Genomic DNA, 26,496 nt, shown 5'->3' on the forward strand with positions numbered 1-26,496 from the left:
CTACGTGAAGATTCGCTTAGCTGGTTGACGGTTAATCCATTGTTCTCTAGCTTTAGGGGCCATCGTGTCATACTGCTTTCGCAATTTAGCAGTGCTGAGAATGTTATTTCTCCAAAAGTTATCGGACTGGCACCAGTCAATCATGTTCTTAATTTGCTTCGGTGAACGATTATCTCGCTCAATCATTAGGCGGATACTATCAGCCCACTTCTGCTTCTGACTACTAGTTAGGCCTTTGTGGTCAGGGTTGTTCTCTTTGATTTTGACAAACAGGTGCATCGCTAACTGCATCTCAACAGAATCATCAGCAAATTTTTGTTGTGTCTTGTGACGGGTCGCTGGCGACTTGTCACTATTATTAGTTTTGTTTTGTTTAGTTTTGTTTTGTTTATATAATGCGCTACTGTTTTGTACACTACCTTGTAAACCATCATGTAAACTAGGTTGTAAACTATCTTGTATACTACCTTGTAAACTGGGTTGTACACTTCCTTGCATTAATGGCTTCATGTGGTAAGAAGTAGCGCTTCTTCCATTAGTTTTGAAGTCAATATACCCTAGCTGTTTAAGTTCGTTCCGTGCTTTAATTACACCCTGACGAGATAAACCGCTTCTAAATTCGAGCGTGGAACTTGCAACCGTAAACCATGATTGCCAGCCGGTTATGTTGTTGAGGTACATTAGTACATACCAAACTCTAGCCTGTCCTGGAGATAATCGGTTTAGTTCTTGCAATTTCTCAAAGTTCAGAATTTCTTGCAGGTAATTCATGACTTCACCTCCTACTTTTGATAATTTCCTTTAACACCAATCTTTTCTAAATCATCGACATTTAATTTGATTCCCGGTGCTGTTAAGTGATACTTACTACAAAACTCAATTGGGCCAATCTTATGAAACTCTGTATGGTGTGCTCTACACAATGCCATCAGTCTAAATTTCGTATGGTCTAGCTTGGTTCTATCTCTTCCCATACCGACCTCATCAATGTGGTGTATATCGGCTGGCTGACCGCAGATTAAGCATTGCCTGTGGACTAAACATTCATACTGGAAATGTTCTTCGTTTCTTGGTAGTAACTCATATCCACGTTTGATTGGTACTTGGTTATCAAAAACAAAATCAATGACTAAATCAATTAGCTTTTTGGCATCACTAACTGTGTTCTCGGTAGTATCTTTTAGACTAATTTCTTGACCCCAATTCTTTTCCCAATAAAGGCTTCTGAAATAGTCATCAACAATTTCTTTATCTTCGCCTGACCAATTAACAATGTCACCTAGCAAGGCAAAATAGAAATTACGTTGTAACGCACTTACTTTTCGTTTATCTATGAATTTGACTTCAACCGGTATTCCTTGAACGTTCCCATCATTAATGTTGGCTAGGTGTTCAAGGTTTGGTTGCTCTATGTAATCAAGCAAGCCATAGCCTTTTGACCCATCTCTCTTTCTTCTGAAGTATGCATTAGCTAAAACCACTTAAATCAGTCCTTAGAATGGCAAGTTACTATCGTCTAGGTTGATTGGTGCACCATTGTTTTGATTAGATGCTTGGCCTTGTGCATTGTTATTGAATTGGTTATTACTGAACCCAGCATTTTGACTTACGCTATTTTGTGGGCGCTTTTGTCCGTTTGATTGGCTACCTTCTTTCAATAACTTGTGGTAGCTCCGAACAGTTAAATAAACATTTCCCTTTGGTGTTGGATCTCCCCATTCAACTTCAACGGCAAGTGTCTTTCCAATCATTCCTGTTACAAAATCATTCAAAGTATTTAATGGTGTACCATCTGGAACTCCTGCAGCTACCATAATGGTGTTAAAACGCTTGATTGATTGATCTACCTTTTCAGTTGTTCCTTCTTGCCATACAACGTTATCGAAGCGAATTTCTCCACCTGCATATTTGCCATCTAATACTTCATAATTGAGCACTACCATTGGATTACCTGCATTTGAATTCTTCAATTCTGATGATGGTAAAACCTTAACGTTGTAAATACCTGCTTCTTCAACGCTTTTTCCGAATACATTGTTTGAATCTACCTTAAATAAAGTCATAATTAAGCAACTCCCTTTTCTTGTTTATTTTCTTGCGTTTCTTGTTCTTCTTTTGGTTCAATTAGTTCTTCGGCATGGAAATTCTTGCGCCCGTCAATCCGATTTTTACCGTGATTACCGCTTTCTGGGTCACAATCAATCCATCGTTGGTCATCTTTTACATATAACCGCCCAACAAAATCAAACACACTAGTGAATGCATTGAACGTCTTTTCGTTCATATCAGCTCCATAGCGACCTGCACCAGTTAAACCACCGGTACCATTATCAACTTGGTGGGCTGTTGCATAGATAGTTATGTCACTCTCACGTAGCATGGTAGCCAACTGCCTGAACCACAATTGCAACTTTTGGTAATTCTGCCGATTATCTTTGGCGGCATTATCAATATTTTCCAAAACTAAATTTTGCAACGATGTAACGTTATCTAATGCGATGGCATCATATCTACCACTTCTTATTGCTTTTTGTAGGAAACCAACTACCAGTTGTTGAATATTTGGGAAGTCCTGTTCTTCAACTACCATGAAATCAGTATCCTTTTGATTTCTTAATGGATTGGTAGACTTATCAAAACTGAATAAAAGCTTTTTACCTTTGAACTGTTTGAAAAGGCTGGTCTTACCTGTTCCCCCGTCTCCGTATACGAAGTACATATTGGGAACTTCTGGGATTTCTCCTGCTTTGTAAAACTTCATGGCTAATCCTCTTTTCTATCTAATCGAATTACTGCTTGCTTCTTACCACCTTTAACACCGGATAAACCATCAACGATTTCTCCAGTTTCATTGAGGATAACTTTTCCATCATCAGTAATGGTGGTAGCTTCTTTAATCTTGGCTTTATCTAGCTCTTTTGAAGTAACGGTCTTTAGCAAACTATCAGGTAATACTTTCATTGCTTTGCGTTGGTTAACTTTACCTCCCCACTTCCATGAATCTTTTGTAGTCCGTGCCTGAACATTACCCATTGAAGTTGTTACTGATGTTTGACCGTGTTCATAATCAATGAAGCCTAGCAATTCTGTAAGCAATAGGTCGTTATCTTCATTTATCTTCTTACGCTTGTAAGCATAGAAATTACGCACTTCTTCGAGTTCTGATTTTTCTGATTTATCAAGCTCATCAAGTGCTTTTTTGTTAGCTCGGTATTCTCTAAGGCGTTGGTTGATTGCTGAAGCTTCATCTCCAGCAAAAGTAGTTTCATCAATCATTGCTAATCCTCTTCTTCATCAGCTTTGTACATAGCATCATAGTCAGACTTACTGTAGTAGTTCCCGTCTTCTTCAACGTAATCATCGTAGAGATAAGGGTTACTGCTATCTTCGGGATCGTGCCATTTCTTTTCTGCTTTATCTAAATCGTTATTCATGGTCGAGCTCCCCTTTCTTATCTGCTTGATTGTAAAGATACTTTTCAAGTTCTTTGACATCATCAAGAAATCCACTGTCAATCGAAACAATGATTTGAGTCATTAATTCTGCTAATTTAATCTCGCTTACATGACCATTCAGCGCACTATCAATGTAGCTACTGTAATAAGTCATGAATCCTTGAATTCTTGTTAAATGGTTGTTTGTATATTCATCCATGCGTTATAATTAACCTCGTTAAATATATATTTATGTGATTTACTTTTGAGCATTCGTTTTTGCGGAACGAGTGCTCTTTTTTTGATCCAAGTGGTTTAGCAAAAGCATCAATCCATAAAACAAAAGAATGAATGTTGCGCCATCATAAGCGCCTATACTTCCGCAATAAACTGACCAGCTTCCCATTACGAAAGCAATCAACCGCGAGTGTAGAACTTCGTTAATCATGACTTCTCACCTCATTCCCAAAAGTTCTTTTTTTCTGAATGAAGATGGTCCTTCTTCATTGCGGGATTCATAAAATTCATCAACTGCTTTTATGCTCCGTGGATTGATTAAGAACAGAAAATACTTAGCAACGTCGTTGGTAACTTCACCATCGTCTAAGTGGTTATTGCTAAAAATAGCAATTGCGTTTTCCTCAAGCTCATCTTTTTCTTGGTTTGAAAAATCTTTGAATTGAACTTGTCCTTTGCAAAGCTCAATAAATTTATTAAGTTTTGCCTTGTATGATTCAATACTCATCATCTGAAACTCCTTTTCCATGCTTCCCTTGATACTTCATCTGAAACGAATTACCCAGCACAATCAGCATCGCAATTGCTACTGCTGTGAAAAATACTATCTGCGCCATGATTACCTCCTTCGTGGATCAACTTTTAACTTTTCTTTGTGTATTTTCTTTCTCTTCATAAACCAATCGTCAAACTTGGCTGGATCAAAGTAATATCGACTGCCGTGCTTAGCTACAATCGCTTGTCCATCATTTTCAGCAATGATTTCATCACGATATTTCGCTACCGTATTACGGCATCCATAGCGACGGCTCTTAACAATCTCCGCCATCGGAACAGGTTGTTCAGTATGTGTTTGCTTTTCTTCTTGTTCTTTGACGTACTGCTTAACACCTTCTTTCGCTAACTCAATCATCATTTCATGAAGCTTCGGAAGCTCCAAAGTAACTACCTTTATCTCAGCTGTTGCCATCTGATCAACTCCTTTCTTTTGCTATACTTAAGACATCTCCTGATGAAAGGAGGTGAAGCAATATGTTTACACACATTAAGATGACTCATGAATATTCATTAAGCACCATACATGACATGACAATTTCCCAAAATCTAAAAATGGACAATTATACCGATGATACTGTTGATGTCACCGATTATTTAATTTCCAAAACATCATCAGAAGTAGAGCAATTGTTTGTCTACAGTACTGGACTTGTAATCTACTGGAAGGCATCTGCAAGCAAAATCATTATCCGTACTAATGGTATTTTTGAAGCAGGTAACGATGGAGATCTCCATCTCGTTAAAATAGATCCAGACGATAAATTTTAATATTTCCAATTGATTGAATAACTACAGTCATTTTCTTATCGTTGCAACTGACTGTAATAAGATGTTTGCTATCTTTGCCAACATAGCAAGCATCTTTTTTGTTTTCTTCTTTCATCTCACCGCCTCCTTAGTTAGCTGTTTCCACAATTTTAATTTATATATTTTTAGATAAAATATAAAGTTTATTTGTTATTAATTGTAAAAAATAATTGTTTAGCACTTATGCCTAATTCCCGAGCAAGTTTCGGCATAATTGTAGGAGTTGGTTTATATTTACCGTGTTCCCATTGAAATACGGTAATTGGGCTCACACCGAGTTTTTCTGCAAGTGACTTCTGAGTGTATCCTTTTGAAACTCGCAATGACTTCAATGTATCCGTCATATCATCTCTCCTTTCCTTAACTTACATTCTCTATTATACACATAAACTTTATATTTTCAATACTAAAAACTAATATTTTTTATATAAACTACTAAAAAACTTTATATAGCCCTATAATTAAACCATAAAACTAAGTAAAGAAAGCAGGATTGTTTTATGAGTACAGGGCAAATTATTAAGGATTTGCGTAAAGAAAAAAGAATTACACAAACTGATCTAGCTAATGGCGTACACGTCACTCAACAAACTGTAACTGCCTGGGAGAGCGGGCGTGCAATCCCTAACGCAAATACCCTTAATGCGTTAGCAAACTATTTTAATGTTTCGTCTGATTACTTGTTAGGACGTACTAAAGAGAGAAACAGTAACAAAGAGATGTCAGAAAATCAAAAACTAGTTGCTTATTCTATTGATCCTGATATTTCTGACGAAGAGCGAAATGATATTATCGAGATGGTAAAAATCGCAATGAAGAACCGCCGACGTGTCTAAGAAGGTGTTTCAATGACCGATCTAGAAAAAATAGAGGATAAATATCCTTGGTTGCGATTCTGGATGATTGATGTACCAAACAAACACTATCACGGACATATTGTTGGTAACGATGTTTACTTGAACGAAAATCAAGATAATATCGACTGGTTAAAGACGGCACTTCACGAGGTTGTACATTCCGACTTTGACTATGGCGACTTGAGTAATAAAAAAGAACACACTACCCTACTTGCAGAGAAGTGGGCGATGTGCGAGTCACGACGTATGTTTAAAGAAATGTTTGAAAAAAGTTATTAAGGAGTATCAAATGCTTTCAAGAATTATTTGGATGGTTATCTGCGTTATTATTGCATATTATTTTGGAAAACTTGCTTGGAGTAATTTTAGTAATCATAAATTCATAAAATCTATTTTTCAGGGAGCAATAGTTTTTGCTGCATTGATGATAGCTTTTGGACCGTTAGTTAACCGTGTATATCGTCAAAATAATAGCTCAACATCCCAATCCGCGGATACAGCAAGCTCATCGTCAAAAACCAGTTCATTTAACGAGGACGATTCTTCTGATGAAAAAGAAAGTGACGAAGTTGCAAAAGCACGAGTCAAAAATACTTGTGATGCATTAAATGAAGAAATGTCTAAGCACTCTGAATTAGATGGCTTTTCGATGAAGCCAGATGGCGACCAATTTAAAGTGACTGTTCCCAATACAGCTACTGCTCTATCCGATAACGAACAAAAGTCACTATATAAAAGCATAGTCGATTTGATTTATTCGTATGATAACGGCACAAACGAGGGAGCTTATGTTGAGTTTGACGGTAACGATGGAATGCCAGTTGCTCACTATTCATACATTAGTGGCAAGATAAAGTTAGATGAATAAATAAAAATAACCGCCCCACTGGTATTTGTGGAGCGGTTCAAAAAGAAAGTGAAAATAAAAGCCCCTCCGGAGAAAGGACTACATCTTAGGATCTGGGCTGTTGAGGGCTTGTTCAAGAAGAATTTTAAGTTTCTCTTTATCATCATAATTGATAATCGCTTTAGCTTTGGCATCACTATATGAAATATGCGATTGTCCCTGTGCTAGCACGGTAAATAAATTGAGTGTTTGCCAGTAGGTCAAACTATTAAGAAAGGTGTCTATATTATCTCTAAATCTAAAATTTTCAAACAAATTTTCATTCCCCCTAGTATTAGAAAAAGATTTCCAATTTTAAGTGTTGCATGGCTAATTGTTACAATCATTGTTACCGCTTCACAAACTATAAAGAAATATCAGTCAGGTATAGCGCAAGCTTTTATAATTATTAGTTTAGCATTTTATGTCTGTTGTGTATGCTATAACATTTATCGAACTTTCAAGGAATTTTCAACGATAAAACGAGAAAAAGTGGTTTTAGAGGAATCTCTTGCCCATGAAACTAAAAGTGAAAAAGGATTTAATATTACTTATAGTGAAGGCGAACTTAGTATTAAATATAATGGTGAGTCTAAGAATGACGAGGCCCTAAAGAAGGTAATTTTAGGTGCTTTTGAGGAGTACCAAGCAAGTAATGAACAGCAAAAGGAACAATGGCGTAAAGAGTGGGAAGATTACATGCTTAACCACAAATGGTAATTAACTAAACCGGTCGATTTCGACCGGTTTAAAAAGACATTTAAAAGAACATATGTACGAAAGGAAGCCTTTTTATGAATAAAGAGGAATTACTAGAATATATTGGTAACAACTCAACTGCTGTTGCTAACTTCAAAGATAAAGTTAGAGCAGATCAACAAGTCAAAAACAAAAAGCGCCAACCAGCTAAACGATGGAATGACGCACGGATTGAACGTCAAGTTGATAAGTTCACCGATCAATTTATTGGAAATATTTACGACAAGCTCGCTCGAGCAATTAAAGCTAACAATCATACCCCTAAGGAAAAATGGATTAAGTTCATCGAAGAAAACGAACTATTAGATGATTTGGAGGAATCCGTTAGCATGATTGACTTCGAGGAGGAATAATTATGTGGGCTGAAGAAACCAAAGATGGCAAGACAAAGTTCAGAGAACAGTATAAAGACCCACTAACAGGCAAATATAGAAAAGTTTCAGTCACTTATGATAAGAATACCAATCAGACCCGTAGAAAGGCTCAAATAGCTTTAGAACGAAAAATAGAGTATAAGCTCCAACACATTCAAGACGGGATTATTAAACAAGGTGTTACTCTCGGTCAAACAATCGAAGAATGGGAGCCAATTTACAAAAAACAAGTTCTATCTGGTACATTTTATTCATGGCTGTCCTATAAGAAACAAATAAAATCACGTATTGGTTATGATACTTTAATTAATAAAATTACTCCAAAATACTTAATTAATCTTTTTGAAAATATGCTATACAAAGAAGATTATGATAAAAATTTCGTAGTGCAGCTAAAAGCAAAACTAAATCATATTTTTAAGTATGCTTATCAACATGACTATGTAACATCTATTCCTACTGCTAATTTACAAATTAATTGGCCCAGGCGAAAAACTACGAATACCATTGAAGAAAAGTTCCTAGAAGATGACGAGTTAGAACAAGTTCTTAACTATCTGAGGAATGAGTGTCTCTCGCCTTTCCGACAAACATACGCATCAATATGTGAATGGCAATCTCTAACTGGTATGAGGTTTGGAGAAGCTAGCACCATTCAAATAAAAAATATTCATAAAGATAATGGGCAATATTTAGCTGATATACATGGTACTCTTGTTTATCACGGACTAACTATTAATGAACAATATAAAAGCCCACTTACAAAAACCGAGTCTAGCTATCGTACAATTCTTCTACCTGATCGAGCCGTCGAAATCTATAACGCATTTTCTAAAAATAAGCGCAAAAATGACTTCTTATTTACTGTAAAAAATCATGTTGTCTCTCTAGATGCACTAAATAATCAATTAATTATATGTAAGAAAAAACTTAATTTGCACAAAATATTATCTAGCCACACTTTTAGACATACTCACGTTAGCAAACTAGCTGAAATGGGTGTACCATTATATATAATTCAAAAGCGACTAGGTCACTCAGATTCCGAGATAACTTCAAGGGTATATTTGCATGTAACTAAAAAAGCTCAAGAAAAATATAATAGTATAATAAAAATGATGTAATTTTCCCCTTTTATGCCCCTTACAACTAATTTAAAATACAAAGACTCGCTGATATTGCTGCTATCACAGCAATAATTAGCGAGCCTTTGTATTTTGCTCCGGAAAATGGAAAGCAACCGGCGCCTCACCTAGGCCATACTCTGAAATCACTAATCCTTTTTGGACAACCGCCTCTTGGAGAGCTTGATGGTTCCGTGGATACACTTGGTCCAGACCACAACCAACAACACCAATTGTTTTTCCCTGCCGTTCTAAAGTAATCTGATGACTTAACCCATCAACTCCTGCAGCTAATCCACTCACAATCGTAATTCCGTGTTTTACAACTACCGGCAAAAGCCCCTTTAACGTTGCTGAACCATAACTTGTCATTTGACGTGCCCCAACCACTGCTAAACACTGTGTATTCAATAAACTAATATCACCACGATAGAACAAGACTAACGGTGGACAAAAGATTTCGCTTAATTGTTTTGGATACTCATTGTCGACAATTGTTATATAAGATTGCTTCATATTTAACTGGACCTTTTCCTGTAGCTCGAAACTTTCCCACTTGTTTAACAACGCATTTTGTGCCCGAATACTGATCCCTGAACGTTCAATCAGTAAGCTAATATTATTAAATGACCGTTCCTTTTCAGCCGTGTTCCATAAACGCCACCGTGAAATTGGACTTAATCCTGGACAAAGGCATAATTTTAATAAAAATTCTCTAACTTGTAACATAAAAAATTCCCCCTACTTATTAGTACGGAGAATTTTAAATTTGTTATTATTTTAAATACTCTGGAACCGGATTAAATGAACGACGGTGAATCGGGGTTGCTCCTAATTGGCGTAATCCTGCTAGGTGCTTTTTTGTCCCATATCCCATATTTTCAGCAAAATCATAACCCGGATAAACCCGATCATAATCTCGCATAAGGTGATCACGATATTCCTTTGCAACAATACTGGCAGCAGCGACGCTAATTGATTTTTGGTCCCCTTTAATTAGCGTCGTTTGCGGTATATTAAGTTCAGGCAATGGTACAGCATCAACAATCAAATGTTCAGGTTGGTGATGCAATTGTCGAACGCTTGTCATCATTGCGTCTTGCGTTGCTGCATAAATATTTAATCGGTCAATTTCTTGCGAATTATTAACCGCAATACTAACTTCAACTGCCTCATTAACAATTTGCAGATAGAGATTTTCGCGTTCATGACGCGTAAGCTGTTTTGAATCAGTAACTCCAATTAGATCAAATGATGAATCTAAAATAACAGCACAGGTAACCACCGGTCCTGCTAATGGGCCTCGTCCAACTTCATCCATTCCGGCGACATAACGACATCCATGTTTCCAATAGTAATTTTCAAATTTAAACCGTTGGTGAAATGCAGCGACTGCTTTTTGATGTCGTTCTTCTCGTCGTTGCCACTGCTTAAGAGCATTTTGAACTCCCTTTCGGGGATCTTCAAATAATTCTGTCAGCAATGGTGAATCAGGATCATGGAGCTCCTTTAATTCTTGTTTAATTTCCGCAATGGTTTGCTTACTCATTAATCCCATCCTCGTTTAAGTCTGCTGGGACTTCCATTGTGATTGGTCCTAATTTACCCTTCCGCAAATCGAAAATTAGACTTTCACTTGCCCGATCATAATCATCACGGAAGCCCATTTTTTCAGTGATCCTTAATAATAGGTCAGGCTCCGAAACATTTTCATCTAGATCAGCATCTGTTAAGCGGTATCGTTTCTTCAATTCATCAGGCTGTTGATGACGAAGGTATTTGAGAGCAAATAAGGCAACATCATCCTTTGCATAAAGACTGTCTTTAATTGCCCCTGAAAGTGCAAGCATTGTCCCCTGCTTTTGGCTAGCAAACTTGTGCCACAAAACTCCAGGAGTGTCGAGCAATTCAAGCTCAGCAGACGAACGAAGCCACTGTTGCCCTGTTGTAACTCCTGGTCGATTTCCCGTTATAGCAACATTCTTCTTTACCAGGTGATTCAATAAGGTTGATTTCCCAACGTTAGGAACGCCCACACACATTGCACGAATTGGTCGTTTCTTCAATCCCTTTGATGCTTCCCTTGCTAATTTATCGTGGAGGATTTCCTTACTCTTTGCTGTGACAATTTTACTAACATTTTGCTGCCGTGAGTCAAGGGCTAAGACTGGTTGATCATGTTCCTTAAAATAGGTCAACCATTCATTTAATCTCTTTGGATCAGCAAGGTCAGTTTTAGTCATAATTAATAATCGTGGCTTTTCACCTGCTGCTAGTGCTATTTCAGGATTCTGCGAAGAATATGGAACTCGAGCATCGACAAGTTCAAAGACAATATCCACCAAGGGCATCTGCTCACGAATTTGGCGTAGCGCTTTTGCCATATGCCCTGGGAACCATTGAATTGTAGCCATTTATTCTACCTCCTAATTCATTGCGTCCTGGTACTGCTGCCAGGCAGTATCAAAAATTGTCATTGATGGTAAATAATCTGCATTTTCTTCTAAATATTTAGAAATCTCATCAAAATCTGTTGACTGTTTAGGAAATGCTGAATCAAAAAATGCGTTATTAGCAAATTGTTCAACTTCATTTGCATCAGTAGGTTTCCGTTGAGTCATTAGGTAATGGTAAAAGCTATCGCGAATTGCCATCTAATCTCCTCCTCTTATTTTTCAGGAACAGTAATTAAGAATTTAAAGTGACCATCTTGCATATTAATTTCCTGTGCTGAATACTTCAATTGCCGATTCTTACTGTAACGGTTTAGGTCTAATAGAACCGTCTTCTTCTTTGGATTAATAGAAGCCCATTTAGGAATATTATAATTCTTGGCAATATACCCCATAACAAACTTAATTGGGATATTAAGGCGGCCAACACTTAACCCCTTAGCACGTAAAAGAACATTCCCTTGACTTGTACGCTCAGGAATAAAATTAATTGCAAAACGAACTTTCGTACCGAGAAATTTAGTGTTTCCTACTAAGGTTGCGTACTTTTCACCAACCATAAAGTTATACTTAATTTTATTATCCTTTAAGAAGTTATCCAAATAGTTTGCTGATAAGGCATTTACTTGCTTTCGGTTTAACTCAACTACAAACGATGAATCATTAACCTTTGTTGACTGGACCATTTCCGGTTGCGGTGCTGGTGCAGTTGTCCGATGGAGGATCACACCAGATGAAACTACAATTACCAATACTAAGACAATAAATGCCCATTTCCACCAATTAATTTTCTTCTTACTAACCATTATCTATTTCCTCACATATTCCCAGCTATCATACTTAACCATACTCCTAAACAATTGGTTTGCCATGTGTTGGTATCCTAAATGATTGGGGTGAAAGTTATCCTCAGTTGAAATATACTCATTCAAGTTATGATCCTTATTCCCCATAATCGATAGCAACTGTGACTGCTTTACTTTACCATGGTTAACTTTTTCTTCTTGCTGAATTAATTGTTGCCGTTGTTTCTTTGTCTGATATTGGCCATACGACATCACCTTATAAATACTAACAAAGTGCATCTTAGCATATTTTTTCGTTACTTTTTCGGTTGCTTGATTCCACTGCTTAATCGAATCGTTAATCGCTGCAACATCCGGGAAGTACGTATATACCGGATTATAAATACTCATTACAAAAATGGGTGCATGTTGATTTTCTTTTCTAATTGCTGTAAATAACTGATTTAATTTATTTTCATACGTTCCCTGGGCCTGATTAATGCTTGATTGAATTTTACTTTGTGAATCCATCATAATGTCTTTTTCAAGAGTTTGCATTAAGTCATTTCCGCCAACCGTTACTACAATTACATCAGCATTTTTTAAATCCGTCTGCATCTTTTTTTGTTTATTTAACCGGGCAAGGATTTGATCAGACCGATCACCACTTACACCATAGTTTGCTGTCGAGACAGTAGTCTTCTTATATTTGTTTTGAATCTTCTGTTTGATGATCCCAACATAACCGCCATCTTTTTCTTCGTCACCCTGACCATAAGTAAGCGAATCACCAACCGCAACTAATTTTACATTTCTCCTCTCTACACGCTTAACTGGCTGTTCTTGCCTAATTTCTGAACGAAAGAAGTAACGGTAGCTATACCAACTACCAATTAGGAACAGTAATAAAATCAGAATTACCCAAAACCATATTTTTCTTTTTCTCATTATTATTTTCACCTTTTACCAAAAAAGCGGCATAGTAACTATGACCGCTTTAAAAATGTTAAATTTTAGACTTATTCAGTATAGTAGAGCAAGCAACAAGCTCCTAATCCAGTATGGGTAGCGATAATTGGTACTGTTTCCCGAACAACCACATCAAGATTGGGTTCAAATTCCTTAATCTTAGTTAAAAGACGGTTGACTTCACTATCACCTTGAACGTGAGAGATACCAGCACCCATAACTTTTGCTCCATCTTTCATTTCTTTGAGAATCCGATCCCATTCTTTATGAAGGGCCTTCTTCCCCCGTCCCTTCATAATAATATGAATCTGACCATCATAAACCTGAAGCATTACCTTAATATTCAAAAGGCTAGAAAGAGCACCGGCAAATTTACTAACACGACCACCTGCAACCAGATTATCCAAATTATCAATTGCTAAGTAAAGTTTAGAATGGGCAAGAACATACTTCATTCGTTCAATGGCATCCTCAACAGAGCCCCCATTCTCAATCACCTTAGCAGCTTCAATTATTTGAAAGGCCATTCCCCGATCGGTTGTTTGAGAATCATAGACAGTAACCTTTGTCTGAGTCATTCCTGCAGCCTGCTCAGCAGCATGGACAGTTCCACTAATGGATTCCATCATGTTCACACAAAGAACCTCACTGCCATCCTTACCAAGCTTATTAAATGCGTCAACAAACTTACCAATCGGTGGCTGAGATGTCTTAGGTAGTGACTTAGCTTTTTTCATCAACTCTGGGAACTGGTCATTAGTAATGGTTTCCCGTTCTACATATACAGTTCCATCAATCATTACCGTTAATGGAATAACCGTAATGTCATACTTCTTAATTTCTTCTTCCGTTAATCCGGCAGAAGAATCACAAACGATCTTAATCTTTCCCATGAAAATTCACTCTTCCTAGAAAATGTTATGTTATAATATTCTAGTCTTCAAAACTAGATGACAAGATTTTATAAACTATTATGCTACATAGATTTGCTATGGTCAACTTAATTATTTATTATTTAAGTATAGCAAAAGTAGCAACAAAATTCATTGCTACATTATACGAAAGGGGTAGAAAAATGGAAAAAAGCAGAAATACCGAGCATTCGGTAGTCATCGAGATTGGAAATGCAATCACTCATGGAATTGGCCTTGGCCTTGCAGTTGCTGGCTTAGTTCTGCTAATCATTAATGCAGTCCGAACAGGCAATCCAATGAGAATTGTTACGTTTACCGTATACGGGAGTACCCTAGTACTATTTTACCTATTCTCTACTCTCTACCATTCACTTTACTTTACAAAAGCGCGTCGAGTCTTTCAAATTCTCGATCACGACTTTATCTATATCCTAATTGCTGGCACGTATACTCCTTATTGTTTAGTAAGTATTCGCGTTTGGCAAGGATGGACCTTATTTGGTGTCATTTGGGGACTAGCCATCATTGGGGTTGTATACAAGAGTATCTGGTTGAAAAAGAAGAGTCATTGGTCAACCATTTTATACGTCCTTATGGGGTGGCTATGCATTGTCGCCTTTTGGCCGCTTTGGGAGGCTTTAGGGCCAGTTGGCTTTGGCTTACTTCTTGCCGGTGGGATCACCTTCACAATCGGTGCCCTCTTTTATAGTCGGCCAACTCAATACACCCACCTTATTTGGCACATCTTTGTTTTAGCAGGAACTATCTTGATGTTTTTCTCAATTCTTTTCTTTGTTTAGTTCCCAAGTTTCAAACCAACAATTAACTTTATTATCATCTCTAGATTCATCGCGTCTAATCAAATGCCATTGATCATAATTGATCGATGGCATTTTTACATCCCCATTATAATGCCCATTAATAATCGTTCGTTCAAGTTTATTAACTAATGGCATCATCAAAGAAAAAATCCGTGCCCCACCAATTACATAGACTTGGTTATCCGGTAAAGCATCAATAAGTTGATCAAGCGTTTCAACATCGTGCACAACAGTCAGCCGTTCATCAGCAATTGCCTGGTGAGTTAATACAATATTTTGTCGATGTGGTAACGGCCGTCCAATTGAATCGTAGGTTTTTCTCCCCATAATAATTGGGTGACTAGCAGTTAATTCACGAAAATGTTTTAGGTCTTCTGGAACATGCCATGGCAAGCTGTTCTCCTTGCCAATCCAGCCATCAAGATCTTCTGCCCAAATAAAATTAACTTCACGCATTCTATCTCTCCTTATCAAGTTAAACTGCAACGGGAGCTTTAATCGCCGGTTCATGGGTATAGCCTTCTAGCTTAATATCGCTCATTTGGTATTCATCAATTGGCTTGGGCTCCTCCGGTAAAATTAGTTTAGGGGCTTCATGTGGTGTTCGTGACAATTGTTCCTTAACTTGTTCCAAGTGGTTTAAATAGATATGAGCATCTCCTAAAGTATGAACAAAGTCCCCAACTTGAAGTCCACACTGATGAGCAATCATGTGAGTTAACAACGCATAACTGGCAATGTTAAATGGTACCCCAAGGAAGATATCAGCACTTCGCTGATAAAGTTGACAACTTAGCTTTCCGTCGTTCACGTAAAATTGGAACATAGTATGACAAGGTGGAAGTGCCATTGAAGGGACGTCTTCTGGATTCCAGGCGGAAACAATCATTCTTCGTGAGTTTGGAGTTGTTTTAATTTGCTGAATTACATTTGCAATTTGGTCAATGGTTTGTCCGTTACTTGTCTTCCAATGACGCCATTGACTTCCATAAACTAGTCCTAAGTCACCATATTTCTTTGCAAAATCGTCGTCGTTAATAATTCGGTCACAAAATTCTTGCTTCTCTTTCAAATATACCTGCTTAAATTCTGGATCCTTTAACCAACGGTGACCAAAATCCGTCATATCAGGTCCATGGTATTCATCACTTTCAACCCACTTTTTAAACGCCCATTCATCCCAAATATGGTTCTTGTGCTTCAAGAGGAACTGGATATTGGTATCTCCACGAAGAAACCATAGTAATTCACTTTTAATTAAACCAAACGGAACCTTCTTAGTTGTTAAAAGAGGGAATCCCTTTTCAAGATCAAACCGCATTTGATAACCAAAAATAGAGCGAGTTCCGGTTCCGGTACGATCACTCTTTGTATGACCATGATCCAGTACGTATTGCGCTAAGGTTAAATATTGCTGTTCATTTTCATTTATTGTCATTACTTACCCTCACTATCTATTACTCAACATAGTTGCTCAGATATTCCCAACGTGCCGTCTTTTCGTCAATTTTCTTTTTTACCTGATCTAGCTTCTTTTGTAATTCCGCTAATTTTTGGTAATTTGCAGCTTGTTCAGTCATCTGTTTTTCAATTTCTTTTCGCTGATTATCAAGTTGGTCAAGATCATCATCAATATGATCCCACTCCAATTTTTCAGCATAAGTTAACTTAGTCTTTTCTTTCTTTTCGCTAGTTATTGACTGTTTCTTCTCTGCTGTCTGCTGCTTTTTCTCCGCTTTCTTTTGCTGTTGTTCTACCTCTACTTGCTTTTTTGTATCAGCCAGGTAATCGGTAAAGCGACCAGTATAACGTTGAATATCCCCATTCCCATGGAAAATTAGTAAATCATCCGCAACCTTATCCAAGAAATAACGGTCGTGAGAAACCGTAATCACGGTACCCGCAAAGTTATCCAGATAGTCTTCAAGGACAGTTAGTGTCCCAATATCTAAATCATTTGTTGGTTCATCAAGAAGAAGAACATTCGGTTGTTGCATTAAAATTTTTAATAGGTAGAGGCGACGTTTTTCACCCCCTGAAAGTTTCCTAATTAAGGTTCCATGCATAAAGCGGGGAAACAAGAAGCGTTCCAAAAGTTGGGTAACACTTAACTTATTACCATCTTTATCAGTAACGTTTTCAGCAATTTCACTTAAGAAACTGATCATTCTTTTATCATCATCAATTCCTTCAGTTTGCTGAGTATAGTAACCGAGCTTGACTGTTTCACCAATCTTCAATACACCACTATCCAATGGAACCCGTTGGGCAATTACATTTAGGAGACTTGTCTTTCCAGCTCCATTCTCACCCGTAATTCCGATCCGATCTCCTGCTTGAACTAACCAGTCAAAGTGTTGAAGAATTTGATGATCACCTAATGTTAAATTGGCATTTTTAAACTTTATAACATCCTTACCCAACCGTTGGGAACCAAGATTAATTGAAATATCTTCGTCTGTTTTAAGATTGCCAACTTTATTCTCTAACTCGTGAAAGCGATTAATCCGGCCCTTTTGTTTAGTTGACCGTGCCTTAGCTCCCGTTCTCATCCAAGCTAATTCTTTTTTATATAATTGTTGATTCTTTTTTTCGGTGTCCTTAGCTAACTCTACACGCTCTGCCTTTTGCTGAACAAAATCTTGGTAATTGCCATCATAGTGATAAAGGTTACCAAAAGATAATTCCCAAATATGATTCGTAACTTGATCAAGGAAGTACCGATCATGAGTTACTAAAAGGACTGCTCCCTTATAAGAAGCAAGAAAATCCTGAAGCCAAACTACCGAATCGAGATCTAAATGGTTTGTCGGTTCATCTAATAGTAAAAGGTCAGGATGTTGAATTAACACTTGGGCAAGGCCAACCCGCTTTTGTTGACCACCAGATAGTTCACTAACCTTCTGGCTAACATTTTTAATCTTTAACTGAGTAAGGATTGTCTTAACCCGACTATCTGCCTCCCAAGCATCTTCCTGATCCATCTTTGCTTGCATCTTCGTATACTGATCCATTGCTTTAAGATCTTCTGGATGATTACTAAAACGATCAAGGGCAAGTTCATATTCACGAATTGTCTTAAAAACTGGTTGTTCGCCCTCAAAGATCGCACCCATTATTGTCTTAGTTGGATCAAGTGCGGGTTGTTGTTCTAAATAACCAATCGTATAGTCATTTGGTGTAGTGATTGTTCCCTTCTCTGGACTTGTTCGTCTGCTAATAACGTTCAGAAGACTGGACTTTCCACTCCCATTAACACCAATTAACCCAATTCGATCATTCTCGTTAATTGTAAAGGAAATATTATCAAATAAGGTCTTCTCCCCGTAGGTACTAGTTAAACCTTCAGCCTGCATTGTTTGCATTCTTTCTATCCCTCTTTTTTAATTTTTTCTACTTCAGTTATTAAGTCGCCCTTATTATTTGCCAAATTACCGTTGACCACTTCCACAGTTAACTGGTTAAGAATCTTTCCTAGTAACGGTCCCGGTTTAATCCCAGATTCCTTAATTAAGGTTCCACCATTAACCGCTAATTCCTTACCACTTTTGATAGGCAATGCGTTATATTGTTCTTTTAACTGTTCATCAGGAATTGACCAACCGTACAATTTAGCAACTTGGTTAGCGCCCTGAACTGCTTTTTCACCGGCGTTAAATAAAAATAACGATGATAATTTTTGAGTCTTTAATTCCTGAATTACCGGTAACATTCTTTTTACATTAGCAATTAACTCATTTGAAGTTTTCCATTGCCGAAGAAAATTACTGGTTTCTTGTGCATTAAGTCCTAACTGTGTCATAATTACTGCCCATGCTTGATCAACATTTTGGATTTGCCAGTTATTCAGTAATAATAGCCCACTTAAGGAGTCATGTTGGTTAGCTAATCCAGGACAATACCGATAAAGTCCCGTACGAAGGAAATTACTAAGACCTGCAACTGGATTTTGACCCATTAATAATTTTTCAAATTCTACCCGGATCCGTTCTACAGCAATCTTAGCCAATAGTTCAGCATTTTGTTTAATTCCAGTTAAGGTCTCAGCAGCAATCACAAAATCTAATTTACTGGCAAAACGAACCGCACGCATCATCCGCAAAGCATCTTCATGGAACCGCTCGTTAGGATCGCCAACTGCCTTAATTAGATGCTTTTTTAAATCATCCAGGCCGTTAAAGAGGTCAATTACTTCACCATTTTCCTTTAAAGCAAGAGCGTTAATTGTAAAGTCGCGGCGTTTTAAATCCTCACTTAAAGAACGGACAAAGGTTACATTATCTGGTCGTCGAAAGTCTTGATAGCCTGATTCAGTCCTAAATGTTGTGGTTTCATACCCCGTACCATGATCAAGAATCATTACTGTCCCGTGTTCGATCCCAGTATCAACGGTTCGGTTAAAAATCGCTTTTATTTCACTAGGGTAAGCACTCGTAGCAATATCAATATCGTGAATTGGGTCCCCAAGAATTGTATCCCGAACACACCCGCCTACGAAATAAGCTTCATAACCTGCATCTTCAATCCTTCGCAAAACAGGTCGCGCAGGTTCAAATATTGCTGGTAAGTGTTTGATGATCATTTAATCAAGTCCTCCGTATTTTAGTCAACATCGATTATAGCAAATCTAGCAAGGACGTGCGAACTGTTGTTTTTGTTTTTCTTTTTGTGGTTTTTGTTTTAGAATGCTAGTTAAAGTAAATTTCTGCTTATTAAGGAGGCCGCTATGAATTACCCATACCAAGACCGTTTTCAATTATTTTTAACACAACAAGGACTTGCTCCCCTAACAATTAAAACTTATAACGCAACACTAGCCCACTTTTTTAGCTTTCTGATGAGTAACCGACCAGAATTTTCCACCAATCCTCAACTAAAGAATCTTACAGAAGCTGATGTCCGTGCCTTCCTCACAGCGTTAAAAGAGGATGAAAAGATTACTCTGAGTACTTATAATAAGAATCTTTCCCACCTTAACCGTTACTTCCGCTACCTTTTCACTCATCAATTAATTAGCACCTACCCTACACTTACAATTCACGGAAAAGCTACTAACCCTAACAAACGTTTAACCACCAAGTGGATTACAAAGCTTCCCGAAATCCTTCAAGACGATCAAATTCACTTTTATACCCGTTTAACTCTATTTCTTTCTAATCGTGGTTATACAGTCAGTGAATTTCTCGCTCCAGGATTCGAAAAGGTTTGGAATAGTCTTGCCCCAAATAATCTAGCTGAAAAGCAATTCATTACTAGTTTCAACTCGTTCATTAAGCCCATTCAAGAACTGCAAAACTCTCCACAAATCTTTCTCAAGCAGCGCTTTACTCCCGATAATCCTGGACTATCCAATGCCGGGCTTCATAAGTATCTTCGTCAGGATGAAACTTACCTTGGTTTTAGTCTTGCCCCCAAGTTTCTTCACCAAGCATTTGTTCTTTATGAACTTAGCCATCATCCTGAATTATCTGATACTCAATTAATGGAACGGTTAAGGTTAGATCCGGCGTCGTTACTGTACTATCAAAAACAACTAATTAGCCATAATAAATAACAAGGATCAAATGACCATGCATCTCATTGATCATTTGATCCTTGTTTTGTTTAACTCTTTAGTAATCCTCGTATTCATCCAACAGTTCCTGCATTTCATCGTCTGTCGGTACCAATTTAAGGTAATGCTTTAATTCATCTACCATTTGTTCAGTATCACCGGCTTCACGATAAAAGTTAATTAGTTCTTTTAAGAAAGTTGGGTTTTCACTATAGGTAACCATTGCCTCTTGGTAATATTTCCCAGCAAGCTCAAACTTTTCTAGTTGTTGGTATGAACGAGCCAGGTTCCAGTAAATTTGTGGATCAACTTCATCCTCTTCGACAAGTGGTTCCAAAAGCATAATATTGTCCTCATCATCATGAATATGCAAAAGAAAGTTACTATATTCTAGGGTAATAGTTAGGTTGTCTGGATCAAGATCATGAGCCTTCTTTAGGTATTCATCCATCAACTTATTATTCCCAAGGTGACTAGTTACTTCAGCTGCTTGAGCATACAGACGAGCATTATATTGGTCAACGGCTAACCCTTCTTGAAGAACTTTTAATGCCTGTTGGTACTTGTTTTCTTGAACGTAAGACTTAGCCAATTCAGGATAAACTGAAGCATATTGAGAATCATCTTGGATTAAGTCATTAAAAGTCTTAATTGCATCAGCAGTTTTCCCTAACTGCAATTCAGTTAACCCTGTTTGAAAGCGAATATCACTTGTTCGGTATTCCGGACTAACCTGTCTCAAGTAACCAAGGGCCTGCTTGAACTTTCCGCTTTGGGCATAACAAATTCCCAGTCGTCCAGCAATGTTTATCTTAGCAAATTCGGTATAGCCACTCCGAATAAGTTCAAAGTAGTACTGGATCGCCTCGTCAAATTGACTGGTCATGAAATAAAATTCACCAAGGGCAAATTGGACTGCAGGTTCATCAGGGGCAATTCGGTAGGCCTCTTTTAACTTCTCTTCAGTAACTTCGTATTCGTTTTCAGTTTGGTATAAATCGGCTGCTACTAACAATGACTGTAAATACGCATCAGAATCTGGCTGTACTTGAGATAAATATGTTAGTGCTTCATCATTATGACCTTCACTAATCGCAATTTCAGCTAAATTAACCCGCAGTTCATCCTCATTCGGGTATTTTGCTAACAAATGCAAATAGGCTTGTCGTGCCTGGTGTAAAAAACCCATCCCATAAAGCTCTTCAGCTAAACTAAAAATCATATCATCGCTATCTTTAGCCAGGGCCTCGGTAAAGGATTGTTGTGCAGCTGGCATTTGTCCAGCTTGAATTTGTTCTAACATTTTTTCAGAATAAGTCATTATTTTCCTCCTCTAGCATTACCCATCACACTAATTATCTTAGCATAGTTAGACTAAATACAGTTCCCAAGAGCATTAAAAAAGGACCGTGAACCAAAAGTCACGGTCCTTTTTATTATCAAGTAATCCGTAATTACTTAACAGCATCCTTTAAAGCTTTACCAGGCTTAAATGCTGGTACCTTGCTTGCAGGGATTTGGATTTCTTGACCAGTTTGTGGGTTACGACCCTTACGAGCAGCACGTTGACGTACTTCGAAGTTACCGAAGCCGATCAATTGAACCTTTTCACCCTTAGCTAATGATGCTTGGATTGAGCTAAATACTGCATCTACAGCAGCAGTAGCATCTTTCTTAGTTAAACCAGTTGCAGTTGCAACGTTACTTACTAATTCTGCTTTGTTAGCCATTGAATTTCACCTCCAACATTTAATACAACCAAATAATCGATTGCACCAATGAATGAATGTTAATTTTGAGTGGTCCAAAATTAACGAAACATACGAAGAACTCGTATAATTTCATTGTTAAGATTAGCATAGTGAAACCTTGATGACAAGCGGTTTATAGGCTTTTTCACCCTTTTTTTCAGAATTTTATAACCAAAACGAGCAATTTATTGTCGCTTCCGCTTAATAATCCGAATTGGGGTACCCGTAAAATCAAATGCCTGCCGAATTTGGTTCTCTAAATATCGTTGATACGAGAAATGCATTAATTCTGGATCATTGACAAAAATTACAAATGTTGGTGGCTGAATTGCTACCTGGGTTCCATAATAAACCCTTAATCGTCGCCCATTCTGGGTTGGTGTTGGGTTAGCAGCCAATGCATCCATAAGGACATCATTAAGAACTGATGATTGAATTCGTTGCCGACAATGCTTATAAACATCCTCAATCATTGTTGGTAATTGATTAAGTCGTTGCTTAGTTTTAGCAGAAACAAAGACAATTGGGGCATAATTTAAGTACTGGAACTCATTCCGAATTAAGTTTGTAAAATCAGTCATTGTTCGGTGATCCTTGTTCTTAATGGTATCCCATTTATTAACAACAATAATCACTCCACAGCCGGCCTCATGAGCATAACCAGCAATGTGCTTATCAAGTTCCCGAATACCTTCTTCAGCATTAAGAACTACTAAGACAACATCACTATCATCAATTGCACGCATTGAACGCATTAAAGAATATCGTTCAGTATTTTCATAAATTTTACCCTTTTTACGAATTCCGGCTGTATCAATCATGGTAAATTCTTGGCCGTCTTTAGCAGTAAAACGGGTATTAATAGCGTCACGAGTTGTCCCAGCAACGTTTGACACAATTACCCGGTTCTCACCCAGCATGGCATTAACTAGTGATGATTTTCCGACATTTGGGCGTCCAATCAAACTAAAGTGAATTGTTCCATCATCTTCGTTATCTGCCGTCTCAGGGAAGTGGTTAATAACCGCATCAAGCAAATCACCAACCCCTACCCCATGAACTCCAGAAACAGGGTAAGGCTCACCTAAACCTAATGAGTAGAAATCGTATATATCACTTCGTCGTTCAGGATTGTCAACCTTATTAACAGCCAATACAACTGGCTTATCAGAACGATAAAGGATTTTTGCAACCTGCTCATCCGCATCAGTAACACCGTTTTGGATATCAACGACAAGGACAATAACATCTGCCTCATCAATTGCTACTTCTGCTTGTTGACGGATCTGGGTTAATAAGGGTTGATCAGAGATTTCAATCCCACCAGTATCAATTAAGTTAAAATTCTTTCCTAACCATTCAGCATGGGCATAAATCCGATCACGTGTAACTCCAGGCGTATCTTCTACAATTGAAATTCGTTCTCCAGCAATTCGGTTAAATAATGTCGACTTCCCCACATTTGGTCGACCGACAATTGCAACAACAGGATTTGCCATCTTTACACCTTCCTTCTCTTATTCGAAATAAAAAGAGTATGACAGAAATGCCATACCCCTTTCTAAGCTAATATGTGGTCTCGATTACTTCAAGCCCTTTAATTGATCACCAATTAAGTCACCCATTGAGAAGCCACTTTCTTCTTCAGGGGCGTTGTTCATGAAGTTACGGTTGTTGTTACGACGAGGACGACGACGACCACGGTTTTCGTTACCGTTGTTTTCTTCATCCTTTGGACGTTCTTCAAGAGCCTTCATGGATAAACCAAGACGTTGACGTTCAGGATCAACATTCAAGACCTTAACCTTAACTTCTTGACCAGGCTTCAAAACATCAGCTGGTGTAGCGATGTGCTTGTGAGAGATTTGAGAAATGTGTACCAAACCTTCAACACCTGGGAAGACTTCAACAAAGGCACCAAAACTGGTCAACCGCTTTACAGTACCAGTAAGAACACTGCCTTCTGGAGCCTTTTCTTCAATATCATCCCATGGTCCAGGTAATGTTTGCTTAATTGAAAGTGAAATCCGTTCACGTTCAGGGTCAACACTTAGGACCTTAACCTTAACATCTTGACCGGCTTCCAAAACATCAGAAGGCTTGTCAACATGATCATAAGAAATTTCAGAAACGTGAACTAATCCATCAACACCACCAAGGTCAATGAAGGCACCAAAGTTAGTCATCCGAGCAACCTTACCTTCAACAACATCACCTGGTTGAAGCTTAGCAAAGATTTCCTTAGCTGCTTCTTCATGTTGAGCCTTAACAATTTCCTTGTGAGAAAGGATAAGGCGGTTTTCACTAGGTTCGATTTCAATAATCTTAAATTCAAGTTCTTGACCCTTAAATTGGTTCAAGTCTTCTACGTAGTGATCAGTAATCATTGAAGCAGGGACGAAGCCACGTACTCCGGCATCAACTACTAAGCCACCCTTAACAGCTTGTGTAACCTTAGCTGTAATGTGTTCACCAGCATCGAACTTCTTTTGGATGTCATCCCATACCTTACGAGCTTCGAGACGACGGTGTGAAAGTAAGTAGCTACCATTTTCCTTATCGTTACCGATCTTAGAAATAACTACTAAGTCAAGTTCGTCACCGACTTTAACTGCGTCATTGATGTCTTCAACTGGCTTGGTTGATAATTCCTTAGCAGGGACGACACCTTCAACCCCTGCGTCTTTAATACCAACGATAGCTTGGCGATCATCATCAATTGCCAATACTTCACCCTTAACAACATCACCCACTTTTACAGTTTCAATGCTATCGAGAGCTTCTAACATATCGTTTTTGTTTTCGTTGTTTTCAGCCATTAAAAAAAATCCTCCTTGCGACAATCAACTCTGAAGACTATTTTACTAGAAAGGCGCTAACATTTCCAGTAATTATGCTAAATGTTTTTCAGTTTTTTTAATTATTTCACTAATTTTCTCAACAACCTCGTCAATTGTTAGGTTAGTAGTATCTAATCTTATGGCATCACTCGCTTGAGTTAGAGGTGATACCTTACGGGTTGAATCCTTCTTATCCCGCAATTCAATTGCCCGTTGTAATTCTTCAAGGCTCGAAGTTGTTATTCCTTTTTGTTTATTTTCTAGGTAACGACGACGGGCACGTTCGTAAGCTGTAGCTACCATAAAAATTTTTACAGGTGCATTGGGAAGCACTGTAGTTCCAATATCTCGACCATCCATTACGATTCCGCCCTCAGCAGCAATCTGTCGTTGTTGCTTGGTCATTTCCTGACGAACAGCTGGGATCGCAGCAACCGCTGAAACATTCTTTGCAACCTTTGGAAGACGGATATCCCTTGTTACTTCTTGACCATTAATGAAAACCCGTTGTTCTGGTTCAGCAGGTTGAAACGTAATTTTAATCTGTTTGGCCAAGTCAGCAATCTTTTCTGTATCGTCCATTGCAATTCCTTCTTGCAATGCTGCTACAGTTACTGCACGATACATTGCCCCTGTATCACAATAAATATACCCAAACTTTTTAGCAACCAGCTTAGCAACCGTACTCTTTCCTGCTGAAGCTGGTCCATCAATAGCGACTTGTAATCCAGTCGACATTTAATCCTCTCCTAATCTATTATCGAACTCTTAAACGTTGCCCAGGTGTTAGGTGAGCATTGGGGGTTAAACCATTTAACCGCATCAGCTCATTAACAGAGATCCCATTCTGTCTTGCAACACGATATAAACTTCCATTACGTGGCACAATTGCATACTGGGCCATGCTTGAAGATGACTGACTCACCGTTGAAGAAGAACTTGAACTAACTGATGAACTACTGCTCATTGTTGAGCTGGAACTTCCTTTAGTCTCACTAGACGAGCTCATAGAGCTTCGTTTGCTTGAACTGGTTTCCCGTTTTTTTGATTGAGCTTTTTTTTTAGATGATTGAGCCTCTGCTAACCGCTCGGTCCTTACTGGATGATTTAATGTTTGCTTATGGTTAACCCAATATATCAGTGGGATTGCTGCTAAAATAATGATTAAAACAATCAGGACGGTGGTAATTGTAGAATTATGTTCTCTTTGCCGCCGATGTTCAGTCCGTGATAAGTGTCCATCACTACCTAAATCCTCATTATCAGCAAACTTTTTATCCCATAACCGGTCATTTGCCTCACGACTTTCCTCTCGTCGTTCACCCATGGTTACCCCTCCTTTTCATTTAAAATTAACATTCTGATTGTAGCGC

General features: G+C 38.0%; 38 protein-coding genes. 9 read left to right on the forward strand and 29 right to left on the reverse strand.

The genetic code is table 11. From position 1 onward, the window contains the following. From H9564_RS02350 to H9564_RS02395, 10 genes are all read right to left on the reverse strand, one after another. Nucleotides 1–771 carry a helix-turn-helix domain-containing protein gene (locus tag H9564_RS02350; protein ID WP_191683948.1) on the reverse strand — a complete coding sequence of 257 codons (771 nt, stop codon included), beginning with the start codon at nt 769–771 and terminating at the stop codon, nt 1–3. Nucleotides 772–782: 11 nt separating this feature from the next. Beyond that, on the reverse strand, nt 783–1,481 hold the full coding sequence (locus tag H9564_RS02355; RefSeq protein ID WP_191683949.1) for a putative HNHc nuclease: 699 nt from the start codon (nt 1,479–1,481) through the stop codon (nt 783–785). A gap of 12 nt (nt 1,482–1,493) precedes the next feature. Continuing rightward, nucleotides 1,494–2,063: a DUF669 domain-containing protein gene (locus tag H9564_RS02360; RefSeq protein WP_191683950.1), complete on the reverse strand. Its 570-nt coding sequence runs from the start codon at nt 2,061–2,063 to the stop codon at nt 1,494–1,496. Between the two features lie 2 nt (nt 2,064–2,065). Beyond that, entirely contained in the window at nt 2,066–2,761 is a 696-nt protein-coding gene (locus H9564_RS02365; RefSeq protein WP_191683951.1) for an AAA family ATPase, read from the reverse strand. Nucleotides 2,762–2,763: 2 nt separating this feature from the next. Continuing rightward, nucleotides 2,764–3,276, reverse strand: coding sequence for a hypothetical protein (locus tag H9564_RS02370; protein ID WP_191683952.1), 513 nt, complete (start codon nt 3,274–3,276; stop codon nt 2,764–2,766). Nucleotides 3,277–3,278: 2 nt separating this feature from the next. Further along, complete coding sequence (locus H9564_RS02375) at nt 3,279–3,434, reverse strand: hypothetical protein (protein ID WP_191683953.1); 156 nt, start codon at nt 3,432–3,434, stop codon at nt 3,279–3,281. Continuing rightward, complete coding sequence (locus H9564_RS02380) at nt 3,427–3,654, reverse strand: hypothetical protein (protein ID WP_191683954.1); 228 nt, start codon at nt 3,652–3,654, stop codon at nt 3,427–3,429. Before H9564_RS02380 ends, H9564_RS02375 begins: the two co-directional genes overlap by 8 nt. A 39-nt stretch (nt 3,655–3,693) precedes the next feature. After that, a complete protein-coding gene (locus tag H9564_RS02385; protein ID WP_191683955.1) occupies nt 3,694–3,882 on the reverse strand; it encodes a hypothetical protein in 189 nt (62 codons plus the stop codon). Nucleotides 3,883–3,888: 6 nt separating this feature from the next. Continuing rightward, on the reverse strand, nt 3,889–4,182 hold the full coding sequence (locus H9564_RS02390) for a hypothetical protein (RefSeq protein WP_191683956.1): 294 nt from the start codon (nt 4,180–4,182) through the stop codon (nt 3,889–3,891). Between the two features lie 108 nt (nt 4,183–4,290). Next, nucleotides 4,291–4,641 (reverse strand): hypothetical protein, encoded by a 351-nt coding sequence (locus tag H9564_RS02395; protein ID WP_191683957.1) that lies wholly within the window; start codon nt 4,639–4,641, stop codon nt 4,291–4,293. A gap of 62 nt (nt 4,642–4,703) precedes the next feature. On the opposite strand from H9564_RS02395, the gene H9564_RS02400 reads away from it, so the two are divergent. Then, nucleotides 4,704–4,997 carry a hypothetical protein gene (locus H9564_RS02400; protein ID WP_191683958.1) on the forward strand — a complete coding sequence of 98 codons (294 nt, stop codon included), beginning with the start codon at nt 4,704–4,706 and terminating at the stop codon, nt 4,995–4,997. Here H9564_RS02400 and H9564_RS02405 read toward each other — a convergent pair. Beyond that, nucleotides 4,969–5,112: a hypothetical protein gene (locus tag H9564_RS02405; RefSeq protein ID WP_191683959.1), complete on the reverse strand. Its 144-nt coding sequence runs from the start codon at nt 5,110–5,112 to the stop codon at nt 4,969–4,971. The genes H9564_RS02400 and H9564_RS02405 overlap by 29 nt on opposite strands. A 67-nt stretch (nt 5,113–5,179) precedes the next feature. Next, on the reverse strand, nt 5,180–5,380 hold the full coding sequence (locus H9564_RS02410; protein WP_191683960.1) for a helix-turn-helix transcriptional regulator: 201 nt from the start codon (nt 5,378–5,380) through the stop codon (nt 5,180–5,182). 156 nt (nt 5,381–5,536) lie between these two features. Between H9564_RS02410 and H9564_RS02415 the strand changes: the two genes are divergently transcribed. The 6 genes from H9564_RS02415 to H9564_RS02440 all read left to right on the forward strand — a co-directional run bounded on the left by H9564_RS02415 (nt 5,537) and on the right by H9564_RS02440 (nt 9,036). Continuing rightward, complete coding sequence (locus H9564_RS02415; RefSeq protein ID WP_191683961.1) at nt 5,537–5,872, forward strand: helix-turn-helix domain-containing protein; 336 nt, start codon at nt 5,537–5,539, stop codon at nt 5,870–5,872. Nucleotides 5,873–5,884: 12 nt separating this feature from the next. Beyond that, nucleotides 5,885–6,172 (forward strand): hypothetical protein, encoded by a 288-nt coding sequence (locus H9564_RS02420; protein WP_191683962.1) that lies wholly within the window; start codon nt 5,885–5,887, stop codon nt 6,170–6,172. A gap of 10 nt (nt 6,173–6,182) precedes the next feature. Then, on the forward strand, nt 6,183–6,761 hold the full coding sequence (locus H9564_RS02425; protein WP_191683963.1) for a hypothetical protein: 579 nt from the start codon (nt 6,183–6,185) through the stop codon (nt 6,759–6,761). Nucleotides 6,762–6,989: 228 nt separating this feature from the next. Beyond that, nucleotides 6,990–7,499 carry a hypothetical protein gene (locus H9564_RS02430; protein WP_191683964.1) on the forward strand — a complete coding sequence of 170 codons (510 nt, stop codon included), beginning with the start codon at nt 6,990–6,992 and terminating at the stop codon, nt 7,497–7,499. 74 nt (nt 7,500–7,573) lie between these two features. Then, the gene (locus H9564_RS02435) at nt 7,574–7,891 is read left to right on the forward strand and encodes a hypothetical protein (RefSeq protein ID WP_191683965.1); all 318 of its coding nucleotides are present in this window, start codon (nt 7,574–7,576) and stop codon (nt 7,889–7,891) included. 2 nt (nt 7,892–7,893) lie between these two features. Then, nucleotides 7,894–9,036, forward strand: coding sequence for a tyrosine-type recombinase/integrase (locus tag H9564_RS02440; RefSeq protein WP_191683966.1), 1,143 nt, complete (start codon nt 7,894–7,896; stop codon nt 9,034–9,036). A 75-nt stretch (nt 9,037–9,111) separates the two neighbouring features. On the opposite strand, the gene H9564_RS02445 is transcribed toward H9564_RS02440, so the two are convergent. The 7 genes from H9564_RS02445 to H9564_RS02475 all read right to left on the reverse strand — a co-directional run bounded on the left by H9564_RS02445 (nt 9,112) and on the right by H9564_RS02475 (nt 14,136). Continuing rightward, complete coding sequence (locus H9564_RS02445; RefSeq protein WP_225209514.1) at nt 9,112–9,765, reverse strand: DNA-processing protein DprA; 654 nt, start codon at nt 9,763–9,765, stop codon at nt 9,112–9,114. Nucleotides 9,766–9,811: 46 nt separating this feature from the next. Continuing rightward, nucleotides 9,812–10,585, reverse strand: a complete 774-nt coding sequence (locus H9564_RS02450) for a ribonuclease HII (RefSeq protein WP_191683967.1) — start codon at nt 10,583–10,585, stop codon at nt 9,812–9,814. Next, the gene (ylqF, locus tag H9564_RS02455) at nt 10,578–11,450 is read right to left on the reverse strand and encodes a ribosome biogenesis GTPase YlqF (RefSeq protein ID WP_191683968.1); all 873 of its coding nucleotides are present in this window, start codon (nt 11,448–11,450) and stop codon (nt 10,578–10,580) included. The genes H9564_RS02450 and ylqF overlap by 8 nt, the downstream gene beginning before the upstream one ends. Before the next feature lie 12 nt (nt 11,451–11,462). After that, nucleotides 11,463–11,690 carry a YozE family protein gene (locus H9564_RS02460; protein WP_225209515.1) on the reverse strand — a complete coding sequence of 76 codons (228 nt, stop codon included), beginning with the start codon at nt 11,688–11,690 and terminating at the stop codon, nt 11,463–11,465. Nucleotides 11,691–11,704: 14 nt separating this feature from the next. Beyond that, nucleotides 11,705–12,295: a YpmS family protein gene (locus tag H9564_RS02465; protein ID WP_191683969.1), complete on the reverse strand. Its 591-nt coding sequence runs from the start codon at nt 12,293–12,295 to the stop codon at nt 11,705–11,707. 3 nt (nt 12,296–12,298) lie between these two features. Further along, nucleotides 12,299–13,222, reverse strand: a complete 924-nt coding sequence (locus tag H9564_RS02470) for an SGNH/GDSL hydrolase family protein (protein ID WP_191683970.1) — start codon at nt 13,220–13,222, stop codon at nt 12,299–12,301. A 71-nt stretch (nt 13,223–13,293) separates the two neighbouring features. After that, nucleotides 13,294–14,136, reverse strand: coding sequence for a DegV family protein (locus tag H9564_RS02475; RefSeq protein ID WP_191683971.1), 843 nt, complete (start codon nt 14,134–14,136; stop codon nt 13,294–13,296). 182 nt (nt 14,137–14,318) lie between these two features. Here H9564_RS02475 and trhA point away from each other — a divergent pair, with 182 nt between their 5' ends. Continuing rightward, a complete protein-coding gene (trhA, locus tag H9564_RS02480; RefSeq protein WP_225209516.1) occupies nt 14,319–14,957 on the forward strand; it encodes a PAQR family membrane homeostasis protein TrhA in 639 nt (212 codons plus the stop codon). Here trhA and H9564_RS02485 read toward each other — a convergent pair. The 4 genes from H9564_RS02485 to H9564_RS02500 are packed head-to-tail and all read right to left on the reverse strand — an operon-like array spanning nt 14,937 to nt 19,560. Then, a complete protein-coding gene (locus tag H9564_RS02485; protein ID WP_191683973.1) occupies nt 14,937–15,434 on the reverse strand; it encodes a dihydrofolate reductase in 498 nt (165 codons plus the stop codon). The two genes, trhA and H9564_RS02485, sit on opposite strands and share 21 nt — an antisense overlap. Nucleotides 15,435–15,453: 19 nt before the next feature. Continuing rightward, nucleotides 15,454–16,416, reverse strand: coding sequence for a thymidylate synthase (locus H9564_RS02490; protein WP_191683974.1), 963 nt, complete (start codon nt 16,414–16,416; stop codon nt 15,454–15,456). Between the two features lie 19 nt (nt 16,417–16,435). Beyond that, nucleotides 16,436–18,343, reverse strand: coding sequence for an ABC-F family ATP-binding cassette domain-containing protein (locus tag H9564_RS02495; RefSeq protein ID WP_191683975.1), 1,908 nt, complete (start codon nt 18,341–18,343; stop codon nt 16,436–16,438). A 5-nt stretch (nt 18,344–18,348) separates the two neighbouring features. Beyond that, a complete protein-coding gene (locus tag H9564_RS02500) occupies nt 18,349–19,560 on the reverse strand; it encodes a CCA tRNA nucleotidyltransferase (RefSeq protein WP_191683976.1) in 1,212 nt (403 codons plus the stop codon). Nucleotides 19,561–19,704: 144 nt separating this feature from the next. On the opposite strand from H9564_RS02500, the gene H9564_RS02505 reads away from it, so the two are divergent. Continuing rightward, the gene (locus H9564_RS02505; protein ID WP_191683977.1) at nt 19,705–20,532 is read left to right on the forward strand and encodes a phage integrase N-terminal SAM-like domain-containing protein; all 828 of its coding nucleotides are present in this window, start codon (nt 19,705–19,707) and stop codon (nt 20,530–20,532) included. Between the two features lie 58 nt (nt 20,533–20,590). Here the strand turns inward: H9564_RS02505 and H9564_RS02510 are convergent, their stop codons facing one another. The 6 genes from H9564_RS02510 to H9564_RS02535 all read right to left on the reverse strand — a co-directional run bounded on the left by H9564_RS02510 (nt 20,591) and on the right by H9564_RS02535 (nt 26,450). Further along, nucleotides 20,591–21,853: a tetratricopeptide repeat protein gene (locus H9564_RS02510; protein ID WP_191683978.1), complete on the reverse strand. Its 1,263-nt coding sequence runs from the start codon at nt 21,851–21,853 to the stop codon at nt 20,591–20,593. A gap of 133 nt (nt 21,854–21,986) precedes the next feature. Then, entirely contained in the window at nt 21,987–22,262 is a 276-nt protein-coding gene (locus tag H9564_RS02515) for an HU family DNA-binding protein (protein WP_003717019.1), read from the reverse strand. Nucleotides 22,263–22,468: 206 nt separating this feature from the next. Then, nucleotides 22,469–23,782 (reverse strand): ribosome biogenesis GTPase Der, encoded by a 1,314-nt coding sequence (gene der, locus H9564_RS02520; protein ID WP_191683979.1) that lies wholly within the window; start codon nt 23,780–23,782, stop codon nt 22,469–22,471. Nucleotides 23,783–23,866: 84 nt separating this feature from the next. Beyond that, the gene (gene rpsA, locus H9564_RS02525) at nt 23,867–25,102 is read right to left on the reverse strand and encodes a 30S ribosomal protein S1 (protein WP_191683980.1); all 1,236 of its coding nucleotides are present in this window, start codon (nt 25,100–25,102) and stop codon (nt 23,867–23,869) included. Nucleotides 25,103–25,174: 72 nt separating this feature from the next. Beyond that, entirely contained in the window at nt 25,175–25,861 is a 687-nt protein-coding gene (cmk, locus tag H9564_RS02530; protein ID WP_191683981.1) for a (d)CMP kinase, read from the reverse strand. Between the two features lie 19 nt (nt 25,862–25,880). After that, nucleotides 25,881–26,450 (reverse strand): LysM peptidoglycan-binding domain-containing protein, encoded by a 570-nt coding sequence (locus tag H9564_RS02535; protein WP_191683982.1) that lies wholly within the window; start codon nt 26,448–26,450, stop codon nt 25,881–25,883. Nucleotides 26,451–26,496: the final 46 nt, after the last annotated feature.

Source organism: Limosilactobacillus avistercoris (assembly GCF_014836425.1).
Taxonomy (GTDB): domain Bacteria; phylum Bacillota; class Bacilli; order Lactobacillales; family Lactobacillaceae; genus Limosilactobacillus; species Limosilactobacillus agrestimuris.

Bases quoted from the DNA above. Each gene is read 5' to 3' on its own strand.
- H9564_RS02395 (WP_191683957.1), bottom strand. From the start codon at position 4,641: ATGGCAACAGCTGAGATAAAGGTAGTTACTTTGGAGCTTCCGAAGCTT.
- H9564_RS02515 (WP_003717019.1), bottom strand. From the start codon at position 22,262: ATGGCTAACAAAGCAGAATTAGTAAGTAACGTTGCAACTGCAACTGGT.
- H9564_RS02505 (WP_191683977.1), top strand. From the start codon at position 19,705: ATGAATTACCCATACCAAGACCGTTTTCAATTATTTTTAACACAACAA.
- H9564_RS02535 (WP_191683982.1), bottom strand. From the start codon at position 26,450: ATGGGTGAACGACGAGAGGAAAGTCGTGAGGCAAATGACCGGTTATGG.
- H9564_RS02435 (WP_191683965.1), top strand. From the start codon at position 7,574: ATGAATAAAGAGGAATTACTAGAATATATTGGTAACAACTCAACTGCT.
- rpsA (WP_191683980.1), bottom strand. From the start codon at position 25,102: ATGGCTGAAAACAACGAAAACAAAAACGATATGTTAGAAGCTCTCGAT.
- H9564_RS02460 (WP_225209515.1), bottom strand. From the start codon at position 11,690: ATGGCAATTCGCGATAGCTTTTACCATTACCTAATGACTCAACGGAAA.
- H9564_RS02440 (WP_191683966.1), top strand. From the start codon at position 7,894: ATGTGGGCTGAAGAAACCAAAGATGGCAAGACAAAGTTCAGAGAACAG.
- H9564_RS02410 (WP_191683960.1), bottom strand. From the start codon at position 5,380: ATGACGGATACATTGAAGTCATTGCGAGTTTCAAAAGGATACACTCAG.
- H9564_RS02490 (WP_191683974.1), bottom strand. From the start codon at position 16,416: ATGACAATAAATGAAAATGAACAGCAATATTTAACCTTAGCGCAATAC.
- H9564_RS02425 (WP_191683963.1), top strand. From the start codon at position 6,183: ATGCTTTCAAGAATTATTTGGATGGTTATCTGCGTTATTATTGCATAT.
- H9564_RS02475 (WP_191683971.1), bottom strand. From the start codon at position 14,136: ATGGGAAAGATTAAGATCGTTTGTGATTCTTCTGCCGGATTAACGGAA.
- cmk (WP_191683981.1), bottom strand. From the start codon at position 25,861: ATGTCGACTGGATTACAAGTCGCTATTGATGGACCAGCTTCAGCAGGA.
- der (WP_191683979.1), bottom strand. From the start codon at position 23,782: ATGGCAAATCCTGTTGTTGCAATTGTCGGTCGACCAAATGTGGGGAAG.
- H9564_RS02385 (WP_191683955.1), bottom strand. From the start codon at position 3,882: ATGATTAACGAAGTTCTACACTCGCGGTTGATTGCTTTCGTAATGGGA.
- H9564_RS02390 (WP_191683956.1), bottom strand. From the start codon at position 4,182: ATGATGAGTATTGAATCATACAAGGCAAAACTTAATAAATTTATTGAG.
- H9564_RS02445 (WP_225209514.1), bottom strand. From the start codon at position 9,765: ATGTTACAAGTTAGAGAATTTTTATTAAAATTATGCCTTTGTCCAGGA.
- H9564_RS02500 (WP_191683976.1), bottom strand. From the start codon at position 19,560: ATGATCATCAAACACTTACCAGCAATATTTGAACCTGCGCGACCTGTT.
- H9564_RS02365 (WP_191683951.1), bottom strand. From the start codon at position 2,761: ATGAAGTTTTACAAAGCAGGAGAAATCCCAGAAGTTCCCAATATGTAC.
- H9564_RS02375 (WP_191683953.1), bottom strand. From the start codon at position 3,434: ATGAATAACGATTTAGATAAAGCAGAAAAGAAATGGCACGATCCCGAA.
- H9564_RS02415 (WP_191683961.1), top strand. From the start codon at position 5,537: ATGAGTACAGGGCAAATTATTAAGGATTTGCGTAAAGAAAAAAGAATT.
- H9564_RS02400 (WP_191683958.1), top strand. From the start codon at position 4,704: ATGTTTACACACATTAAGATGACTCATGAATATTCATTAAGCACCATA.
- H9564_RS02465 (WP_191683969.1), bottom strand. From the start codon at position 12,295: ATGGTTAGTAAGAAGAAAATTAATTGGTGGAAATGGGCATTTATTGTC.
- H9564_RS02380 (WP_191683954.1), bottom strand. From the start codon at position 3,654: ATGGATGAATATACAAACAACCATTTAACAAGAATTCAAGGATTCATG.
- H9564_RS02470 (WP_191683970.1), bottom strand. From the start codon at position 13,222: ATGAGAAAAAGAAAAATATGGTTTTGGGTAATTCTGATTTTATTACTG.
- H9564_RS02420 (WP_191683962.1), top strand. From the start codon at position 5,885: ATGACCGATCTAGAAAAAATAGAGGATAAATATCCTTGGTTGCGATTC.
- H9564_RS02510 (WP_191683978.1), bottom strand. From the start codon at position 21,853: ATGACTTATTCTGAAAAAATGTTAGAACAAATTCAAGCTGGACAAATG.
- H9564_RS02485 (WP_191683973.1), bottom strand. From the start codon at position 15,434: ATGCGTGAAGTTAATTTTATTTGGGCAGAAGATCTTGATGGCTGGATT.
- H9564_RS02370 (WP_191683952.1), bottom strand. From the start codon at position 3,276: ATGATTGATGAAACTACTTTTGCTGGAGATGAAGCTTCAGCAATCAAC.
- H9564_RS02495 (WP_191683975.1), bottom strand. From the start codon at position 18,343: ATGCAAACAATGCAGGCTGAAGGTTTAACTAGTACCTACGGGGAGAAG.
- H9564_RS02450 (WP_191683967.1), bottom strand. From the start codon at position 10,585: ATGAGTAAGCAAACCATTGCGGAAATTAAACAAGAATTAAAGGAGCTC.
- H9564_RS02350 (WP_191683948.1), bottom strand. From the start codon at position 771: ATGAATTACCTGCAAGAAATTCTGAACTTTGAGAAATTGCAAGAACTA.
- ylqF (WP_191683968.1), bottom strand. From the start codon at position 11,450: ATGGCTACAATTCAATGGTTCCCAGGGCATATGGCAAAAGCGCTACGC.
- H9564_RS02360 (WP_191683950.1), bottom strand. From the start codon at position 2,063: ATGACTTTATTTAAGGTAGATTCAAACAATGTATTCGGAAAAAGCGTT.
- trhA (WP_225209516.1), top strand. From the start codon at position 14,319: ATGGAAAAAAGCAGAAATACCGAGCATTCGGTAGTCATCGAGATTGGA.
- H9564_RS02405 (WP_191683959.1), bottom strand. From the start codon at position 5,112: ATGAAAGAAGAAAACAAAAAAGATGCTTGCTATGTTGGCAAAGATAGC.